Below are 17,556 nucleotides of genomic sequence, written 5' to 3' on the forward strand. Positions count from 1 at the left end.
CCATGACCGCACTTCGCATGCGTGCCCGCGATTTCCTGACCGACGATCAACTCGCCGACGTGCGCCAGCGCGTGACCTGGAAAGGCGTCGCGCTGATCGCCCACGCCTGGGCACTCATTGTCGCAGCGATCGCTTTGGTCGCGTGGTGGCCCAATCCGATCACCTACATTCTCGCCGTTACCATCATCGGTTCGCGCCAGCTCGGGCTCGCGATCCTGATGCATGACGGCGCGCATGGCTGCCTGTCCGCTGACGAGAAGACCAATCTGGCCCTGAGCCAATGGTTCTGCGCCTATCCTCTCTTCGCGGAGACGCGCAGCTATCGGCGCTACCACCTTCAGCATCACGCGCGCACCCAGCAGGAGGACGACCCCGATCTCGTGCTGTCGGCGCCGTTTCCGATCACCAGGCTGAGCTATCGCCGCAAGTTCATTCGCGACATCACCGGGCAGACCGGCTACCAGCAGCGCAAGGCGCAACTGCTCAATGCGCTCGGGCCGAAGGACTGGACGTTGCGGCAGCGCGCGGCGCATTTCTGGGAGAAACTCGGCCCGCAATGCCTCGCCAATGCCGCGATGTTCGCAGCGCTCGCGGCAGCCGGCGTGTGGTGGGCCTATCCGCTGCTATGGTTGGTGCCGCTGTTGACCTGGATGATGGTCATCACCCGCATCCGCAACATCGCCGAGCACGCCGTCGTGCCAGACAGCAGCGATCCCTTGCGCAACACCCGCACCACGCATGCGAATTTCCTCGAGCGGCTGTTCATCGCACCGTACTACGTGAACTATCACCTCGAGCATCATCTCCTGTTCTACGTGCCCTGCTACAACCTGCCGAAGGTGCATCGCCTGCTGAGCGCGAGCCGGCACGCCGACCGCATGGAGGTGCAGCCGGGCTACGCCGCGGTGCTGCGGCTCGCGACCGCGAAGCCGGACCGGGATGACCGGCCGGGGCAACTCGTGAGCAGCGCGCGCCGCGCGCAGGCAGGGGCGGCGGTCGACGCCAATCAGACCAATGGTGGATTCTAGGGCCAGCATTCCCCGTTGAATCCCGGGCGAAGTTCCTATCTTGGCTTGACATTCCGGCCCCGGACAGTGTCTACGGCCCCCTTTGGAGCATGATCCGGAACCATGGCCTAAGGCCGTGCGTCATCGGCTGCCGGTTCTCGCAGGGATCACGCCCGACAAGCAGGGAGCGCCGATGACGGCAGCATTCACATTTCCAGGGCAGGGGTCCCAGGCGGTTGGCATGGGCAAGGCCCTGGCCGACGCCTTTCCGGTGGCACGCGCCGTGTTCGACGAGGTCGATGCCGCGCTTGGGGAGAAGCTGACGGCGATCATCTGGGATGGTCCTGCAGAAACGCTCCAGCTTACCGAGAACGCCCAGCCGGCGCTGATGGCGGTATCTGTCGCCACGCTGCGCGTGCTGGAGGCCGAAGCCGGGTTTTCCGTGGGGCGGGATGCGGCCTTCGTCGCCGGCCACTCGCTCGGTGAATATTCGGCGCTGGCTGCGGCCGGCAGCCTGACGATCTCGGATACCGCGCGGTTGCTTCGCACCCGCGGTCTCGCAATGCAAAAAGCCGTGCCGGTCGGCGCCGGCGCGATGGCCGCTCTCCTTGGTCTCGACTACGAGGCCGCTATGGAGGTCGCAGGCGAGGCGGCACAGGGCCAGGTCTGCCAGGCCGCCAACGACAATGGCGGCGGGCAGGTGGTCGTCTCCGGCGACAAGGCTGCGGTCGATCGCGCCGTCGAGATTGCCAAGACCAAGGGTGCCAAGCGCGCAATGCTGCTGCCGGTGTCCGCACCGTTCCATTGCAAGTTGATGCAGCCCGCCGCCGACGCCATGGCGGAGGCGCTGGCGAAGGTCACGATCAAGGCGCCGGCGGCGCCGCTGGTGTCGAACGTGCTGGCGAGCGCCATCACCGATCCCTACGAGATCCGTCGCCGCCTGGTCGAGCAAGTCACCGGCACGGTGCGCTGGCGCGAGTCGGTTGCCTATATGGCAGGGCAGGGCGTCAACCGCTTCTTCGAGATCGGCGCTGGCAAGGTGCTGTCGGGTCTCGTCAAGCGCATTGCGGACGGCGCTGTCGGCGTGTCGGTCGGTGGTCCCAACGACATTGCCGCTGCCAAGGATGCATTGGCCGCTGCGAAGCAGGCCTGAAGGAGTTTTTCAATGTTCGACCTGACTGGCAAAAAGGCGCTCGTCACCGGCGCGACCGGCGGCATCGGCGGCGCGATCGCGCAGGCGCTGCACGCGCAGGGTGCTACCGTTGCGATTTCCGGAACGCGCAAGGAAGTGCTGGATGAGCTTGCCGGCAAGCTCGGTGAGCGTACCCATGTGCTGCCCTGCAATCTCTCCAAGGCCGACGAGGTCGAGGCGCTGGTGCCCGCCGCGGAAGCCGCGATGGGGCAGGTCGACATTCTCGTCGCCAATGCCGGCATCACCCGCGACAATCTCTTCGTCCAGCTCCGTGACGAGGACTGGGAGGAGGTCATCAATATCAATCTGACCTCGACCTTCCGCCTGGCGCGCGCCGCGACCAAGCTGATGATGCGCAAGCGCTTCGGCCGTATCATTGCCATCACGTCGATCGTCGGCGTCACCGGCAATCCCGGGCAGGGCAACTACACGGCATCGAAGGCCGGCCTGATCGGCATGATCAAGACGCTCGGTGCCGAATACGCCAAGCGCGGCGTGACCGCGAACTGCATCGCGCCGGGCTTCATCAAGACGCCGATGACCGATGCGCTCAACGACAAGCAGCGCGAGACGATTCTGGCCAAGGTTCCGGCCGCCCGCCTGGGGACGCCGGAGGACATCGCAGCCGCCGCCGTCTACCTGAGTTCGAACGAAGCGGCCTACGTCACGGGACAAACCATCCACGTCAACGGCGGCATGGCCATGATCTGACGTCTCCTTCCGCACTGCCCACAAGGGCGGTGCGGGATGCGGCAAACGGCCGTTTCCGGTGCGAAATGAGGCTTGTAGTCAAGGCAGTTGAAGTATGATAACCGGACGCTCAACGGATGGGCAAAGAACGCCATTGCAGGTTTTTGAAACCCTGTATATTGGCGATGCGGAGCCTTGGCCGTCTCGCCGGGCCTGCATCGGTTAAGATGGGGCCAATCAAAGTTCGTAAGCGAAGGCAGTCAACGACCACGACGGCTCGTATCGTCCCGGGGGGTCGGGTCTACAGGGAACAACACGAGGTTATGCAATGAGTGACATTGGCGAGCGGGTTAAGAAGATCGTGGTCGAACACCTTGGTGTTGAACCCGAGAAGGTTGTCGACGCTGCGAGCTTCATCGACGACCTCGGCGCCGACAGTCTGGACACCGTCGAGCTGGTGATGGCGTTCGAAGAAGAATTCGGTTGCGAGATTCCGGACGACGCCGCGGAAACGATTCTCACCGTCGGCGACGCCACGAAGTTTCTCGAGAAGAACGCGAAGAGCTAAGGCTCTTCATTTTCGCGGGGACAACATTGAAACCGGACGGGCCGCTGACCAGCGGTCAGCCGGTTTCTTGTTATTGGCCGTGAATCTTTCGATGCGGAGTTTTCGGATATGAGGCGGGTTGTCGTCACTGGTCTCGGCATGGTGTCGCCGCTCGGCTGCGGCGTCGAACCGACCTGGAAACGCATCCTCAACGGCGAAAGCGGCGCACGCAGGATCGAGAGCTTCGATGTCTCCGATCTTCAGACCAAATACGCCTGCACCGTCGTGCGCGGCGACGGCACGAACGATACTTTCAATCCCGATACCTGGATGGAGCCGAAGGACCAGCGCAAGGTCGACGACTTCATCATCTTCGGCATGGCCGCAGCCGGCCAGGCGCTCGATGATGCCAACTGGCATCCCGAGACCGAAGAGGACAAGTGTGCGACCGGCACCATGATCGGTTCCGGCATCGGCGGCCTCACCGGCATTGCCGAAACCGCGATCCTCCTGAAGGAGCGCGGACCGCGCCGGGTGTCGCCGTTCTTCATTCCGGGCCGCCTCATCAATCTTGCCTCCGGCTACGTCTCGATCGCGCACGGCCTGAAGGGGCCGAACCATTCGGTCGTCACGGCCTGCTCGACCGGTGCACATGCGGTCGGCGACGCCGCCCGTCTGATTGCGCTGGGCGATGCCGACGTCATGGTTGCCGGTGGCGCCGAGTCGCCGATCAGCCGTATCGGCATTGCCGGCTTCAACGCCGCGCGCGCGCTCTCGACCGGCTTCAACGAAACGCCCGAGAAGGCATCGCGTCCCTACGATAAGGACCGCGACGGCTTCGTGATGGGCGAGGGCGCCGGCGTCCTCGTCCTGGAAGAACTCGAGCACGCTCAGCGCCGCAGCGCCAAGATCTACGCCGAGGTGATCGGCTACGGTCTTTCGGGCGATGCCTACCACATCACCTCGCCGTCGCCCGATGGCGATGGCGGCTTCCGCAGCATGGCGGCAGCGCTCAAGCGCGCCGGCCTCACGGCATCCGATCTCGACTACATCAACGCCCACGGCACCTCGACACCGCTCGGCGACGAGATCGAACTCGGTGCGGTCGAGCGGCTGCTCGGCAACGCCGCTTCCAAGGTCGCGATGTCCTCGACCAAATCCTCGACCGGCCATCTCCTTGGTGCCGCCGGCGCGATCGAGGCGATCTTCGCCATTCTCGCGATTCGCGATAATGTCGTGCCGCCGACCATCAATCTGGACAATCCGTCGGTCGAGACTGCGATCGATCTCGTGCCGCACATTGCGAAGAAGCGCGAGGTCAACGTCGCGTTGTCGAATTCTTTCGGTTTTGGCGGTACCAACGCGTCGGTGATCTTCCGCCGCCTGGTTCATTAGTTTGCGTTTGAAACGAATCCACTGTTTTGCCGTATTCGGCGATAGTCATACCCCGTGGGCGCGTGCATTGGCTCGACAAGCGATTGTCTGGCCGCGATTGAACCGGCAGGATTCAGGTTGCTTCGATGAGTGAAAGGCCGCCCATTTCGCCCCGGAGTCCGCGGGCAGCGCTGGAGCCCGAGCAGGTTCCGCCGCCGCCGAGGCGATCGGACCGGGCGCGCAATCCCTTCGTGATCGTCGGCAACGCCATCATCACCCTTCTGCTGATCGCCATGCTGGGCGCCGGCGGCGTCTACTATTACGGCCGGCAATTGCTCGAGGCGCCGGGGCCGCTGAAGGAAGACAAGATCGTCAACATCCCGCAGCGGGCCGGCAAGCGCGACATCGCCGAGACGCTGAACCGGGAAGGCGTGGCCGACGTCAATCCATGGGTGTTCATCGCCAGCGTCGCCGCGCTGAAGGCGAGCTCGGACCTGAAGCCGGGTGAATATTCGTTCCAGAAGAACGCCTCCTTGCGCGACGTCATCGCCACCATCGTCGAGGGCAAGGTGGTGCAGCATTCCGTCACGATCCCGGAAGGCCTGACCTCCGAGCAGATCGTGGCGCGGCTGTCCGACAACGACATCTTCACCGGCAGCGTCCGCGAATTGCCGCGTGAAGGCACGCTGCTGCCCGAGACCTACAAGTTCCCGCGCGGGACCCCGCGTGATCAGGTGATCCAGCGCATGCAACAGGCGCACAAGCGCGTGCTAGCCGAGATCTGGGAGCGCCGCAGCCAGGACATTCCGGTGAAGTCGCCGGAGCAACTGGTGACGCTGGCCTCGATCGTCGAGAAGGAAACCGGCAAGCCGGACGAGCGCAGCCGTGTCGCCGCCGTATTCGCCAACCGGCTCAAGCAGAAAATCAAGCTGCAGTCCGATCCGACCATCATCTACGGCCTTGTCGGCGGCAAGGGTACGCTCGGCCGTCCGATCAAGCGCAGCGAGATCACGCAGCCTTCGCCCTACAACACCTATGTGATCGAGGGACTGCCGCCCGGTCCGATCTCCAACCCCGGCCGCGCCTCGCTGGAAGCCACCGCCAACCCGGCCCGCACCCGTGACCTCTATTTCGTCGCCGACGGCACCGGCGGCCATGCCTTCACCGAGACCTACGACGCGCACCAGAAGAACGTCGCCAAGCTGCGCGCGATGGAGAAGCAGATCCAGAACGACACGGTCGAGCCGGCCGAGGATGCGCAGCCGCCGGCGGCCGCCGCGCCCGGTGCGGCCGCGGATCCGCCGACCGCGACCACGCCGGCGCGGCCCAATCAGCAGAAAAAGCCGCCAGCCGCTCGCCCCGCCAATCCCGCGCCCGCCCGCCAGGGCGCGGTGCAGCCGTCGCCGCCGGTGGTCCAGCGCTAGGTTCGCGCAGATCTGCCTGCGGGACTTTGCGGATTCCACTTTCCTGCAAAATAGTCTTAAGATTCGCGTGGCCTGATGGGCCTCGCGAATCCTGAGTTTCCGGAGAAATTGACCTGATGGCGCTGTCGTCCATGACCGGCTTTGCCCGAAGCCACGGCGCTAGCGGGCCGTATACGTTCGAATGGGAATTGAAGTCGGTCAACGCCAAGGGCTTTGACCTCAGGGTGCGGTTGCCGCAGGGGTTCGACGAGCTTGAGGCCCACGCCAAGAAGCGCGCCGGCGAGCTTTTGTCGCGCGGCACCGTCTACGCCAATCTCAACGTCAAGCGCGCCAACGCCGCAGCTTCCGTCCGCGTCAACGAGGACGTGCTCAACGCCGTCCTGAAGGCGGCCGCGATGATCGCCGGCAAGGTCGATGCGGTCGCGCCGAGCGTCGACGGCCTGCTCGCCATCAAGGGCGTCGTCGAGGTTGCCGAGCCCGAGGGTGACGAGGAGGAGGACAAGGCCGTGCGTGCCGCCGCCGCGGAGGCCTTCGACAAGGCGCTCGCCGATCTCGTCGAGATGCGCAAGCGCGAGGGCACGTCGCTCGGGCAGATCCTGACCCAGCGGGTCGACGAGGTCGAAGTGCTGGCGAGGAAGGCGGAAGCCGCGCCTGGCCGCAAGCCCGAGGCGATCAAGGCGAGGCTCGCCGAGCAGATCGCGACCCTGCTCGACACCTCCGACCGTTTCGATTCCGACCGCCTGATGCAGGAGGCGATCCTGATCGCCACCAGGGCCGACATCCGCGAGGAGCTCGACCGCATCGCCTCCCACGTCGCGCAGGCGCGCGAGCTGATCGGCAAGGGCGGCCCAATCGGCCGCAAGCTCGACTTCCTGGCGCAGGAGTTTCACCGCGAGGTCAACACCTGCTGCTCGAAGTCGAACGACATCGAGCTGACCAATACGGGCCTGGCCATGAAGAACGTGGTCGAGCAATTCCGCGAACAGGTCCAAAATCTGGAGTGATCGATGACGACGGGCGGTCACGGAACTGACGGTGTCGAGCGGCGTGGTTTGATGTTCGTGCTGTCCTCGCCGTCAGGCGCGGGCAAGACGACGCTGTCGCGTCTGCTGATCGAGCGGATGCCCGGCCTTCGCATGTCAGTCTCCGCGACCACGCGGGCGATGCGGCCCGGCGAGGTCGACGGCCGCGACTATCTGTTCGTCGACAAGGCCAGGTTCGACGCGATGGTGAAGGGCGACGAGCTGCTGGAATGGGCGACGGTGTTCGACAACAGCTACGGCACGCCGCGTGCGCCGGTCGAGGCGGCGCTGTCGGCCGGGCAGGACGTGCTGTTCGACATCGACTGGCAGGGCACGCAGCAGCTTCGCGAGAAGGCGCGCGCGGACGTCGTCAGCGTCTTCATCTTGCCGCCCTCGGCCGCCGATCTCGAGAAGCGGCTGCATTCGCGCGCGCAGGATTCCGACGAGGTGATCCGCAAGCGCATGAGCCGCGCCAGCCACGAGATGAGCCACTGGGCCGAGTACGACTACATCGTCATCAACCACGCGGTCGACGAGGCGTTTGCCGAGGTGCAGTCGATCCTGAAGGCCGAGCGCCTCAAGCGCGAGCGGCGGACTGGCCTCGTTGGTTTCGTACGAGGTTTGCAAGGCCAGCTTCAAGGTTAGGCTTCGCGAGGCGCGGTCCTTCCTGCGCCAGCCGTTCCAGCATCGCCGTGATCACGTCGACGTCGACGGCATCCTCGATCTGCAGATCGTCATCGCGATTGGCCGACTCTTTGCTATTGATGTCGTTGGCCGCGAGCCGGGGGGCCGATGCCTCGATCTCGAACTCTCCGTTGAACATGTTGGCCTCGTCGAGCTCTGCGACCTCGTTGCGGGCTTGGGGCGCCCGCTGATCTACGGCATCGATCGCGTGATCGATCGCCTTGAGCTGCGCGGCCTTGGGCTGCGCGGCTTCGCGCTGCGCAGCTTGGGGACGCGCGGCCGCCTGGAGACGGGCGGCATCGAAATCCACCGGGCGCGGCTGCTGCGCGCGCGGCGCGGCAGTCGGCATCGCCTCGAGCCAGGGTGCGCGGCCGTCGTCGTGCGGCTCCCGATTGTCCCAATTGACGCGACGATCCTGGACGCGGACGCGTCGTCCGCCTGCGAAGCGATAGATGATGCTGGCGAGGAGGCCGGCGAGCGCCAGCGCGCCACCGATCACGAGCAGCAGCGTCTGGAGCGAGCCGGTCGCTTTATCGGTGGTGGCATCTGCTGCGGCAAGCGCGACCGGGGCAGGGGATTTTGACGGCTTCGCGCTCGGCGGTGCGGGCGAGGCGACAGGAGCGGGCGCAGCCTGCGGTGCGGGCGACGGAGCCGCGGCGGAGGCATCGGGCCAGCGCGTGGCGACCGGGGGCTGCTGCGCGTTGCTGTCGGCGGAGGGAGTGGCAGCTTGTTGCATCGGCGCCGGTTTCGCTGGTGCGGGCGCATTCGGCGTCGTCGGCACGGTATTGCCCTGCGGCGTCAGATATTCGGCGCGTGCGTCCTGCACTGGGTGCTGCTGCTGCGGCGCTGCTGAATCTGCCGTCGGTGCATCGGGCGCAGCCTGCGCGGTCTGCACGGCCTTGGCGCTGTCCTTGCTGCCTTCGGCGCGCAGATACCAGCATTGCCGCTTGCTCCCGCGCTCCAGGCGATAGTACCAATGCTGCCCCTGCGGCGCGACGCCCTTTGGCGAGGCGAGGCAGTCGCTGGCGGCATTTGCCGAGCTCGTTGCCTCCGGCGCATTCTGCGACACGGCGGCCAGTGGTGCGCCGGCGATGATGCTGCCGACAAGCGCAGATATGAACTTCGCGGTGCGGTTGCCCATCCTGGTCTCCCGATTACGCATAACGCAACTCTTTACCTTCCCTTTGTCATCAAAGACTTGGGTGGCAATGAGCCGCAAATCCGGAGAGGATGTGGCTTGAATCGGGCCTGCGCGGTGTTCGTTCCGCCGCGAATTCAGGCGTTTTCGAGGGCTATTGCTTCGCCGAACTCCAGGTTCCGCCGCAGCCGTCGGAGCGGCGCCACGTTCCGGAACCACTGCGGCCCGAGAGCCGGCCCGTGCTGGTAAAGGTCACGCCTTGGCCCTGGCCGAACGTGCTGACCGAGCCGCCCGTGCTGACGGTTCCGCGAACGCCTTCGCCGATGATCTTGCCCGAGCTCACGACGACAGCGCCGCTCGTGCTGCCTCCGCAACCAACGCTGACGACCGCCCAGGCACCGTCGAAACCACCGCCGCCACCTCCACCGCCACCTCCGCTTCGCCGAGGCGACGAGCGTTCCTCGGTCGCCGGCTTGCTCCGGCGTGAGGGCGCCGCCGGTTCGGCCGAGCGGCCTGAAGAAGTATCCTGGCGCGAGCCGGACAACGACTTTTCGTCGTTGCCGATCGAGCCGCCGGCGCTGCCGGACTGTGCGAAGGCGGACGACGAGGCGAGGGCGAGGTTGAGGAGGGACGCAAGGGTGATCGTGCGGACGACGGCATTGGGCATGAGCAAACAATCCGAAATGAAAAAGGTATCAGCGGCCGGAGCCGTCGGCGCAGACGGATCCGATAATGCGGCAAGCTTTGCCAGCCTTGCCGCATTCGTCAAGCGCGGCATCCCTGGCGTGCTGGATGCTGTCGCGCTGGACCAGCGACCAGGACTTGTCTGATATCGCGAACGCGCCGCAGCGGTTGCCGTAGAAGGAGAGCTCGATCGGACATTTGGCGCCGGCGCAATTGCCGCGCGCATCCGCCACCGCCGCGCGCCGCGAGGCGTGGTTCCACGATATGCCCCATTTGCTGCTGTCGGCACCGTACACGATTGAGCCCCACGGCTTCAGATCCTCCATCTTGCGCATCCGCAGCAGCAGGCCTTCGGTTGCCTCGCCCGTCGGCGCCATCGAGATCCGCTGCTGGAGCTTGGTGATCGCACGGGTCAGTCCATCGGGCGTGTCAGGATCGAAATTGAGCTCGTAGAGCCGCTCGCTCAATTCGCTCAGCAGCGCGGCATCGCGCAGCGGCACGCGATCGGGATCGGCGCGCAGCCGATCCGCCGGCAGCGGATCGGGCTGCATCGCGGCGACCTGCGGCGGCGGGCTTTGCGTCGGCGGCACGAAATAGAAGGTGCCGTCGATCGGCGAGGACGACACCCAGGGCTGCTGCGCGCCTGATGTGGCGCGCTTCACGGCGAGGCCGACCTGGTTGAAGGTCTGGAACACGTCGAGGCCCGCGGTCCGGACCGTCGCCGCCAGCGCCTTGGTGTAGGGGCTGTGGCCGTCGCTGCCGTCCTGCGCGACGTTGCCGGGCTGCGTCGCGTAGGAGATCAGCGTGCCCTCCGGCGCGCGCATCTGCGCAAGGCCGCCGTCGGAGGATCGCAGGCCGCGCGAGCCAAACGGGTTGTTGCGGCAGGCGTCGAGGATCACGAGGTTGAGGCGCGTACCCGATCCCTGCATCTGCCGCAGCACGAGGTTGACGTCGGTCATCTGGAAATCGACATCGGCCTCGCGCGTCGGATTGGCGCCGACAGGTACGAGATAGTTGGAGCCGGCGACTTGCACGCCGTGGCCGGCATAATAGAACAGCGCGACGTCGGCGCCCTGGACCTGCCGGCCAAAGCTCTGCACCGCGATATCCATCGCGCCCTTGTCGAGATCGAGCTGGGCGCGCCCGCCGACCAGCGTGAAGCCGAGCGCGCCAAGCGTCTCCGCCATCAGGCTCGCGTCCTTGGATGGGTTGTCGAGCGGCGTGATGTTCTTGTAGGCGGAGTTGCCGACGACCAGCGCAATGCGCTTCTCGGCCGAGGCCGGCGCCGCCCCGGCGACAAGCAGGGCTGCGGCCAGCGCCGCCAGCCCCACGACGCGATTGAAAATCCTCGCGCGCATGAAACCCCCCAAAGCGAAAACTCTTCAAGGCAATGACGCCAATCTACCAGCCCGGCGCCCCGGCGAAAAGCGGTGCGACATTCTATGCAGGGCAATCGCATGGGAGCGTTACAGGCCGTCATGCCCGGGCTTGTCCCGGGCATCCACCCCGGGCCACGCACGCCGGAATGATGAGGGATGGATCGGTGTTTACTCCCAGACCCGCGCCAGCGTCAGCGCTAGTCACCCCAGCGCAGTGCCGATCAGCCCCACCATCGCGTAGGACTGCGCGAACACGCCGGTCTGGATGAAGACCTGGCAGGCGATGGCGATGCAGATCGCGGGGAGCAGCAGGCAGGCGCAGCCGACGATGGTCGACAGATAGCGCATCGCGGTTGCGACGGGCCCTGCGGGTGATGCGGGATCGTTCATGCGGGGATACAACGGCGCGGCCGGCGGCGGTTACTCCGCCGCGGCGTGCACGCAAGACCATCAGTCGCGGGCGCAGCAATCGACAAGTGCGCGCCAGATGCGCTGAACTTCGATGGTCCGCTGCAGCTCAAGGACGTGGTTCTCGCTTGCATGAGAGGATTTTTCCTCCAGTTGTGATTCACGTGGTGCGATCCAGCGCTCGGATATCGGATCGTACCATTTGCCGAGATCGACCAAGTTCGTGTCTCCTCTCTTCGTTCCCCCTGGTCCTGACTATCCCATGCGCCTGTTCGTGGTGTTCTGGGTGATGTTGCCGTGCTCGGCCTGTTCGCGAATGTTCTGCTTCTCGTCGTCGCGATGGCCCTTGGTGGTGTCGAGCGGAATTGACGGCGTGCTGCCGGGACCCTTGTGGCTCTGGTTCTCCGCGGGAACAGGCTTGACCGTTTTCGTCAGCGGCTTCGTCATGGGCTTTGACTCCGTCGTTGCCTCACGAGATGCCAACGCATGGGACATTCGCGGCGTTCCAATTGGTGGTCTGATGTGATCGGTGCGGAGGCGACGGGAAGGGCAGTCAGCGAAACCGCCGTGTCACCATTGCAAGCACGAAGACAGGCTCGCTTCCGTCAAACACGCTGAGCGTCCAGCTGTCGCCGGGGCGCAGCGCATGCTCGACGTCGCGGGAGAGGCGGACGGCTTCGCGCCAGGCGGCATCGTCGTCGAGGAGCGTTTCACCGGTCGTGTCGGTGTGAGGTTGCTGGCCCTCGAAATGAAAGAAGTACCGCGCCATGTCGGGCAATGCGGGCCACGCGAATATGTTCCGGCTGCGCGGATCGTTCTAGCCCGCCGCGCGTCCCAGCACTTCGCGAAAGTGCTTCTTCACCGCGCCGTTGCAGGTGCAGGCGCTTGTCTCGAGTGCCGGCGCATCGAGAATCAGGATGGCGCCGCGGCGGGTCGCGAGGATGCGCCTGGCCTTGAACGTCTGGATGACGCGGCTGGCATAGCTGCGGGAGACGCCGAGCATGCCGGCGAGCTGCTCATGGGTGAGGCGGATTTCGTCGCTGCCGATATGCTCTCGGGCCGCGATGATCCATTTCGCCGCGCGTTGTTCGATCGAATGCGCCGCGTTGCAGGCCGCTGTCTGGAGCAGCTGTGCGAACTGGCAGGCTGCGTAGCGCGAAAAGATCTCATGCATGCTGGGCGATCGCTGCTGCGCCTGCTCGAGCGCGCGCAGCGGCAGGCGGACCAGCGTGCCGCCGACCTTCACGACGACGCGGGAAAAGGCCGGGGACGGGCTGCGGCCTGCGGAAAGACCGACCCCGCCCTCGCGGCCCACCAGGAGACTTTCGACCTCGCGGTCATCCTCAACCGGCACCGCGAACGACACGAACGCAGGGCCGCAGGGGAAGTGGACCACGGAGATGCCGTCGCCGGCGTGATGCAGAACGTGGTTCGCGGCGACCTCGACCGATTGCAGGTGCGGCGCGAGCAGCTCGAAATCCTGGGCGCTGAGCCTTCGCAGCAGATCGTTCCTGGGCCGGCCGGTCACGCTTCTTGTCTCTGGGCTCTTCGTTGGCCGGGAATCGGCGTCTCCGGGAAAAACCCTACGTTTCCGCGCAGGAACCGACAGTTCCAAAGTGAACACAAGTGTTTGCGGGAAACCGAAAAGTTCACAGCAGCGAGGCGTCGCGCCGTCCGGCGTTGCCCGCAGGACACGCTGCGAACTTTGTTCTCATCCGGAGAATTAAGTTACGTCAAATTCCTGAGACTTTACGCGCACTTGCGGCGACTTCCTCGACCGCTTGCGTCAATGGTGTGTCAACGAGAATGCCTGTCAGGTCGCGCCTCTTGATGGCGTGCCCATAGGTCTCCAGGACCTGTTTTGCGCTCGCCCAGCCGCCCAGCCACGCAACAGTGTGCACATCCACCCCGCGCCGCAGGAGCTCCGTAGCGAAGCCGTGACGGCAGCAGTGCGGCGTCAACAGCTTGCCGGGGATGCGACCGGCGGCGCTGTCCCAGGTCTCCTTCATGTCCCCATACTTGCGATAGACGAACAGCGGGCGATCCGGGACGGCTTCCAAATTGGCGAGGACCGCTACCAGCATGGGCGGGAGGTGGGCGGTGCGCTCGACCGTCACCATCTTGTCCTTCTCGACCTTCGTCATGCGGATCGTCGCTTCGCCCTTCTGGAGATTTAGATCCCGGTCCCTGTCGATCGCGAGCGCCTCGCTCGGCCGGGCTCCCGTCAGGAACATGAAGAGAGCGTAGGCGCCGAGGTGTGGCTTCGTCTCGGCCTGGAAACGCTGCACCCATGCCAGCGTGGCCGGCTCCTTCTCCTTATGGACCTTCGGGAATCTCTTCACCCGGATGAAGTCGCAAAGTTCGTGTTCTGCGCAGTGGTTGATGACCGATTGCACGGGCGAAATAGCAAGGCGGTTCTTGCTCGCCCCGGTGCAGTGCCCATAGACTTCGTTGGCGAACTCGCGCACGGCTTTAGATTTGATGTCCTTTACTAGCTTATCCTTGAAATGATCGCGGGCGGCCTGCACCACATCGACGGCGCCGACCATGAAAGGTTTGTCGTCCGCGAGAAACTGGGTGCACGCCTGATCGAACGTCAGGATTGCGCTGGGGCCAAGCTGATGACCGTCCCAGTAGCGCTTTTCGATCCGGGCAATCTCGCGCGCTGCGATGTCTTTGTCTTTGGTGTGGGTCGAACCACGCAGCCTTTTCCGGTTGCCAGCCGGCCCAACTGTTCCGCGGTAATGCCAGACTGCCCCGCGGCGGTAGAGCTCAAGCGACATTGTTCTAGCTCCCTAATGCGCGCCCTGATGCGCTCGATGTCGGTGGGCTCAAACTCTTTCCGACGCCCCATCGGAATGTAGAACGGCATGCCCTTGGCATCCACAGGATTGGCGGCGAGCCAATCACGCAGCCAGCGCTCAGACATGCGCAACTGCTCGGCAGCTTCGGAAAATGTGAACGGGCGCGACATAGTGACAGTCTACTCCTGAAAAACAGTTCGCCAAGTGCGCCTGTCAGTCACCAGGCGATGTTAGGAGCATAGTGAGCAAAAAATATTTGCAGCTATCCACCACTTTCGCCTCGCGGCTCCTTCGACGAGAGCGCAAGTGAGGCTCTGGCGATCCGAGCGATGTTCGAGAGCATCTTCTCGTGGAGGGATGGATCAACGACGCCTGTGCAAACGGCGAGGGTGTCGATCTCGGTCAGGGCCTTGAGTAGCGCGTCGCGCTGGTCCTCGACCTCTTTCCGCAGCTCGTGCGGGGTCTTGGCGCCATCGCCCTGCTTCTGGACGTAGAACTGGTATCGTTCGAAGGGCTCCGTCTTGGCGTGGAGCGTCATCTCGACGTAGTTCTTGGCGCCACTCTCGCGGAACCACTCCGTCATCATCATAGCCACGTTCTGGACAATCGGGCCGCCAAGCGCCATGTCGAACTTGCCGTTCTCCAAGCGCATGCTTTGAATGTTGGGGTCCATGATGTCGGCGATCTGCTTATCGAGGACTTCGATGCAGTCCGCAGCGGCGACAAAAAGACTCTTGTCTTGATGCCGGCGAGGCGTCCGCTCCCGCAGTGCCTTAACCAATTCTGGGTTTGGATTCATTTTTCACTCCGGCAATGATTTGAGGAGAGCGGGCATCCGGGCTTATGCGCCTCTTGGATTGCTCGCGTGCAGGTACAGGCTTGTATCGCATCAAGGGGCTGGGATTGCCGGCTTGAGCGATCGCGGTCGGTCAGTTCAACGATACTGAGCGCGTGGTGTAGGCCGGAAAGCTCTCCGAATGCGCGATGCCAAGCAGAACTCGCCGGCTCCCAATTGTAGCGATCGGTGCGCTCTCTCAAATCCTTGATGGCGTCTCTGATCTTTTGTGAAGCTTCGCTCATTGAGTCCCCCGTTGATCTGAAGGGACCATCAGGGTGCCGAGGCCAAGAGAAGCGGCGCGCTTGAGCGCAGCAACGGCCCTGGCACCGGCAGCGAACAGGCACGTTCCTTGAGCCGGAGATGTGCCGGGATTGCCATCGGCTCCGATGAATTTCAGTTTTGGCGCGACGAACAAGACAGCATCAGCCTGTGGCGCATAAACTTGCCACCAAGGGGCTGAGGTGCGGTCAGGCACTAGCGCAACACCGTCGCCATGGTCAAAGAACTTCTGAAGCCACGGAACGAGACCGTTCCTGCCGCCGAACGGCGCATTCATCCAGATGAAGCCTTTCCAAATCAGAGAAAGGCTGTCGTTGGTGATGAAGCGGAGCGCCGGGATCCACGGCGTAACATGCTGGCCAGGGCTCGATACGTCCTCATCGAACGTCTCGCCCATAGCCTCAAACACGAAGGCTGGGGTGTACCACTCATTCGTGGCGCCAAGGCATTGTTCGTGAAGGGCCACTACCGTGATCCTCCCACATCACTTGTGATGCCTGCTGCCTCGAAGCGCCATTGATCCATCGCGTTAATGGCATGTTTGGCGACATAATCCCGGCAGCACTCTTCGTATTTCTTCTGAGCCTCGTCCCTATTCCACGTTGCCAGAACGGGCTTGCCCTTAAATTCGTCCAGAACAACGTGCGGTGGGGCGTCACCTGGATATGCTGTGTAGTCGTAGAGACCGAAAGCCCGAACGCTTTGGGCGTGTTTGATCGCTCGACCCACCGCTTCAAGCATCGTGCTCATGACTTCTCCTCCACTGCGGACACATCTGCGGGGAGGCGCAGAATCCCTTGCCCACGGCAGTGCCCGCAGAAGCACTCGCGATGGACGACCCATCCAAGAGCCCAGAGATTGCCGCCTTCGTATCGATAGACGGTGCCGTTCCCCTTACAGGGGACGCAGGCCACGTATTCCATCGCGAGTTCGTCACGAACGGATCGACGATTGCCGTTCTTGTGTTCGACTATCGGCGTCATTTTTCACCCCCCAACAGTTGCGAAGACAGTAGCGACGTGCGGAGCGCCTTGACCCACTCCGTTCGTCCCTTCGCGCGCTCGATCTCCTTCTGAACCTCCTCGCGATTACGGGCGACAGTTTTAGCGAGCTGGTCGATCATGTTCTGACGCCAGGTCCGGCCGTCGAGCAACTCCGGAATCGACGGGACATAATCGCCCGGCATTGAGATGCGGAGCTGTTCGATCATGAACGCCTTCATCTCCGCGTGGTCGGGCGTAGGCGGCTCCCAGGCGCGCACCTTGGAGAGCATGGCGTTGATCCGGCCGGCTTCCACCTCTTTGTCTTCAAGGTATTTGCGCCGGCTCTCCATGGCTGCCGCGTGCTCGGCCGCGGCGGCTGCATCGGCTTCCGCCCGGCTCATGGCCTGCACGTTGCCCATTTGCGCCATGTCGGTAGCTATCCGGCCGTCATAGTACGACGTGTCAGGCGTAAACTCGTCCGGAATGGGCGCGTCCATCGAGTCGTCGCGCATCATAATCAGGGCGCCGAATGCCCGTGCACACAGCATGGCGAACTCGGGAAACTCAGTGACTTTCCCTTCAACAACTGGATAGGTGTAGCCGGTCGGCATGTTCAGGCTTCCTTATTTTCAGGTGAATGCTGAGGGCGCGGCAGTGAAAGTGCCGCCTCAACCGCGTCACATAACGCGGCGGTCGGTTCTTTGATGTTATCGATCTTGGATCGAATATCCCGCCACCGCTTCTTGACGTTCTGGGCTTCAATCTTCTCCTTGAGCTCTTGGTCCGTAGCGTCGTCCCAGAGGTCAAGTCGGCGGCGATGAAACCCGCTGCCTGTTTCCATGGCCGACCAGCGCTTGTCGCTCCACGTGCTCTGCCATGGGCTCCACTGCTGTTTGGAGCCGCGCAAAGTGAAATTGCCGCTCTTGTAGACCTTATCGACAAAGTTCTCGGCAACGTTGTCGGTATATTTCTCGCTGACAGCTACACGCGCGCCGGGCGCAAATGGGTGTTCGGTCTTGCTCACTTGCGTGCTCCCTGCGGTTGAGTGCTTCCCCGGTCAATCAAGGCTTGGGCTGCCTCGGATACTCGCGGGTCCAGCGCAA

Annotated in this window: 22 protein-coding genes; 8 read left to right on the forward strand and 14 right to left on the reverse strand. The window is 64.0% G+C overall.

Annotated features, from left to right (window positions below):
* The first annotated feature begins 2 nt into the window (after positions 1-2).
* From ABIA90_RS05950 to gmk, 8 genes are all read left to right on the forward strand, one after another.
* The gene (locus tag ABIA90_RS05950; protein ID WP_354117596.1) at positions 3-1,028 is read left to right on the forward strand and encodes a fatty acid desaturase family protein; all 1,026 of its coding nucleotides are present in this window, start codon (positions 3-5) and stop codon (positions 1,026-1,028) included.
* A 172-nt stretch (positions 1,029-1,200) separates the two neighbouring features.
* Complete coding sequence (fabD, locus tag ABIA90_RS05955) at positions 1,201-2,160, forward strand: ACP S-malonyltransferase (RefSeq protein ID WP_071917506.1); 960 nt, start codon at positions 1,201-1,203, stop codon at positions 2,158-2,160.
* Positions 2,161-2,172: 12 nt separating this feature from the next.
* Positions 2,173-2,910, forward strand: coding sequence for a 3-oxoacyl-[acyl-carrier-protein] reductase (fabG, locus tag ABIA90_RS05960; protein ID WP_028147729.1), 738 nt, complete (start codon positions 2,173-2,175; stop codon positions 2,908-2,910).
* 307 nt (positions 2,911-3,217) lie between these two features.
* On the forward strand, positions 3,218-3,457 hold the full coding sequence (locus ABIA90_RS05965; RefSeq protein WP_008130699.1) for an acyl carrier protein: 240 nt from the start codon (positions 3,218-3,220) through the stop codon (positions 3,455-3,457).
* Positions 3,458-3,565: 108 nt separating this feature from the next.
* Complete coding sequence (gene fabF, locus ABIA90_RS05970) at positions 3,566-4,831, forward strand: beta-ketoacyl-ACP synthase II (RefSeq protein WP_354117597.1); 1,266 nt, start codon at positions 3,566-3,568, stop codon at positions 4,829-4,831.
* A 125-nt stretch (positions 4,832-4,956) separates the two neighbouring features.
* Positions 4,957-6,234, forward strand: a complete 1,278-nt coding sequence (gene mltG, locus ABIA90_RS05975) for an endolytic transglycosylase MltG (RefSeq protein WP_135215284.1) — start codon at positions 4,957-4,959, stop codon at positions 6,232-6,234.
* 116 nt (positions 6,235-6,350) lie between these two features.
* Positions 6,351-7,238, forward strand: coding sequence for a YicC/YloC family endoribonuclease (locus tag ABIA90_RS05980; RefSeq protein WP_354117598.1), 888 nt, complete (start codon positions 6,351-6,353; stop codon positions 7,236-7,238).
* Between the two features lie 3 nt (positions 7,239-7,241).
* On the forward strand, positions 7,242-7,901 hold the full coding sequence (gene gmk / locus ABIA90_RS05985) for a guanylate kinase (protein ID WP_166095982.1): 660 nt from the start codon (positions 7,242-7,244) through the stop codon (positions 7,899-7,901).
* On the opposite strand, the gene ABIA90_RS05990 is transcribed toward gmk, so the two are convergent.
* The 14 genes from ABIA90_RS05990 to ABIA90_RS06055 form a co-directional block, all read right to left on the reverse strand.
* The gene (locus ABIA90_RS05990) at positions 7,834-9,081 is read right to left on the reverse strand and encodes a hypothetical protein (protein WP_354117599.1); all 1,248 of its coding nucleotides are present in this window, start codon (positions 9,079-9,081) and stop codon (positions 7,834-7,836) included. The two genes, gmk and ABIA90_RS05990, sit on opposite strands and share 68 nt — an antisense overlap.
* A gap of 151 nt (positions 9,082-9,232) precedes the next feature.
* Positions 9,233-9,745: a hypothetical protein gene (locus tag ABIA90_RS05995; protein WP_166352751.1), complete on the reverse strand. Its 513-nt coding sequence runs from the start codon at positions 9,743-9,745 to the stop codon at positions 9,233-9,235.
* A 28-nt stretch (positions 9,746-9,773) separates the two neighbouring features.
* Positions 9,774-11,120, reverse strand: a complete 1,347-nt coding sequence (locus ABIA90_RS06000) for a caspase family protein (RefSeq protein WP_354117600.1) — start codon at positions 11,118-11,120, stop codon at positions 9,774-9,776.
* A gap of 222 nt (positions 11,121-11,342) precedes the next feature.
* The gene (locus ABIA90_RS06005) at positions 11,343-11,531 is read right to left on the reverse strand and encodes a hypothetical protein (RefSeq protein WP_354117601.1); all 189 of its coding nucleotides are present in this window, start codon (positions 11,529-11,531) and stop codon (positions 11,343-11,345) included.
* Positions 11,532-11,591: 60 nt separating this feature from the next.
* Positions 11,592-11,768 (reverse strand): hypothetical protein, encoded by a 177-nt coding sequence (locus ABIA90_RS06010; protein WP_354117602.1) that lies wholly within the window; start codon positions 11,766-11,768, stop codon positions 11,592-11,594.
* Positions 11,769-11,804: 36 nt separating this feature from the next.
* A complete protein-coding gene (locus ABIA90_RS06015; RefSeq protein WP_063983688.1) occupies positions 11,805-11,996 on the reverse strand; it encodes a hypothetical protein in 192 nt (63 codons plus the stop codon).
* Positions 11,997-12,102: 106 nt separating this feature from the next.
* Positions 12,103-12,318: a DUF6894 family protein gene (locus ABIA90_RS06020; protein ID WP_063983687.1), complete on the reverse strand. Its 216-nt coding sequence runs from the start codon at positions 12,316-12,318 to the stop codon at positions 12,103-12,105.
* Between the two features lie 48 nt (positions 12,319-12,366).
* Positions 12,367-13,077, reverse strand: a complete 711-nt coding sequence (locus tag ABIA90_RS06025) for a Crp/Fnr family transcriptional regulator (protein WP_166096002.1) — start codon at positions 13,075-13,077, stop codon at positions 12,367-12,369.
* Between the two features lie 205 nt (positions 13,078-13,282).
* Positions 13,283-14,332 carry a tyrosine-type recombinase/integrase gene (locus ABIA90_RS06030; RefSeq protein ID WP_354122304.1) on the reverse strand — a complete coding sequence of 350 codons (1,050 nt, stop codon included), beginning with the start codon at positions 14,330-14,332 and terminating at the stop codon, positions 13,283-13,285.
* A gap of 283 nt (positions 14,333-14,615) precedes the next feature.
* Positions 14,616-15,152, reverse strand: coding sequence for a hypothetical protein (locus ABIA90_RS06035; protein WP_354122305.1), 537 nt, complete (start codon positions 15,150-15,152; stop codon positions 14,616-14,618).
* A gap of 277 nt (positions 15,153-15,429) precedes the next feature.
* On the reverse strand, positions 15,430-15,936 hold the full coding sequence (locus ABIA90_RS06040) for a methyltransferase domain-containing protein (protein WP_354122306.1): 507 nt from the start codon (positions 15,934-15,936) through the stop codon (positions 15,430-15,432).
* Entirely contained in the window at positions 15,936-16,220 is a 285-nt protein-coding gene (locus tag ABIA90_RS06045; protein ID WP_354122422.1) for a hypothetical protein, read from the reverse strand. Before ABIA90_RS06045 ends, ABIA90_RS06040 begins: the two co-directional genes overlap by 1 nt.
* A gap of 229 nt (positions 16,221-16,449) precedes the next feature.
* Positions 16,450-17,064 (reverse strand): hypothetical protein, encoded by a 615-nt coding sequence (locus ABIA90_RS06050; RefSeq protein ID WP_354122423.1) that lies wholly within the window; start codon positions 17,062-17,064, stop codon positions 16,450-16,452.
* A 2-nt stretch (positions 17,065-17,066) separates the two neighbouring features.
* A complete protein-coding gene (locus tag ABIA90_RS06055; protein ID WP_354122424.1) occupies positions 17,067-17,477 on the reverse strand; it encodes a hypothetical protein in 411 nt (136 codons plus the stop codon).
* Positions 17,478-17,556 lie beyond the last annotated feature (79 nt).

Source organism: Bradyrhizobium sp. LA6.8 (assembly GCF_040547935.1).
Classification (GTDB): Bacteria; Pseudomonadota; Alphaproteobacteria; order Rhizobiales; family Xanthobacteraceae; genus Bradyrhizobium; species Bradyrhizobium barranii.

Excerpts from the sequence above, each read along its gene's own strand:
- ABIA90_RS05950 (WP_354117596.1), top strand. The coding sequence starts at position 3 with ATGACCGCACTTCGCATGCGTGCCCGCGATTTCCTGACCGACGATCAA.
- fabD (WP_071917506.1), top strand. The coding sequence starts at position 1,201 with ATGACGGCAGCATTCACATTTCCAGGGCAGGGGTCCCAGGCGGTTGGC.
- fabG (WP_028147729.1), top strand. The coding sequence starts at position 2,173 with ATGTTCGACCTGACTGGCAAAAAGGCGCTCGTCACCGGCGCGACCGGC.
- ABIA90_RS05965 (WP_008130699.1), top strand. The coding sequence starts at position 3,218 with ATGAGTGACATTGGCGAGCGGGTTAAGAAGATCGTGGTCGAACACCTT.
- fabF (WP_354117597.1), top strand. The coding sequence starts at position 3,566 with ATGAGGCGGGTTGTCGTCACTGGTCTCGGCATGGTGTCGCCGCTCGGC.
- mltG (WP_135215284.1), top strand. The coding sequence starts at position 4,957 with ATGAGTGAAAGGCCGCCCATTTCGCCCCGGAGTCCGCGGGCAGCGCTG.
- ABIA90_RS05980 (WP_354117598.1), top strand. The coding sequence starts at position 6,351 with ATGGCGCTGTCGTCCATGACCGGCTTTGCCCGAAGCCACGGCGCTAGC.
- gmk (WP_166095982.1), top strand. The coding sequence starts at position 7,242 with ATGACGACGGGCGGTCACGGAACTGACGGTGTCGAGCGGCGTGGTTTG.
- ABIA90_RS05990 (WP_354117599.1), bottom strand. The coding sequence starts at position 9,081 with ATGGGCAACCGCACCGCGAAGTTCATATCTGCGCTTGTCGGCAGCATC.
- ABIA90_RS05995 (WP_166352751.1), bottom strand. The coding sequence starts at position 9,745 with ATGCCCAATGCCGTCGTCCGCACGATCACCCTTGCGTCCCTCCTCAAC.
- ABIA90_RS06000 (WP_354117600.1), bottom strand. The coding sequence starts at position 11,120 with ATGCGCGCGAGGATTTTCAATCGCGTCGTGGGGCTGGCGGCGCTGGCC.
- ABIA90_RS06005 (WP_354117601.1), bottom strand. The coding sequence starts at position 11,531 with ATGAACGATCCCGCATCACCCGCAGGGCCCGTCGCAACCGCGATGCGC.
- ABIA90_RS06015 (WP_063983688.1), bottom strand. The coding sequence starts at position 11,996 with ATGACGAAGCCGCTGACGAAAACGGTCAAGCCTGTTCCCGCGGAGAAC.
- ABIA90_RS06020 (WP_063983687.1), bottom strand. The coding sequence starts at position 12,318 with ATGGCGCGGTACTTCTTTCATTTCGAGGGCCAGCAACCTCACACCGAC.
- ABIA90_RS06030 (WP_354122304.1), bottom strand. The coding sequence starts at position 14,332 with ATGTCGCTTGAGCTCTACCGCCGCGGGGCAGTCTGGCATTACCGCGGA.
- ABIA90_RS06035 (WP_354122305.1), bottom strand. The coding sequence starts at position 15,152 with ATGAATCCAAACCCAGAATTGGTTAAGGCACTGCGGGAGCGGACGCCT.
- ABIA90_RS06045 (WP_354122422.1), bottom strand. The coding sequence starts at position 16,220 with ATGAGCACGATGCTTGAAGCGGTGGGTCGAGCGATCAAACACGCCCAA.
- ABIA90_RS06050 (WP_354122423.1), bottom strand. The coding sequence starts at position 17,064 with ATGCCGACCGGCTACACCTATCCAGTTGTTGAAGGGAAAGTCACTGAG.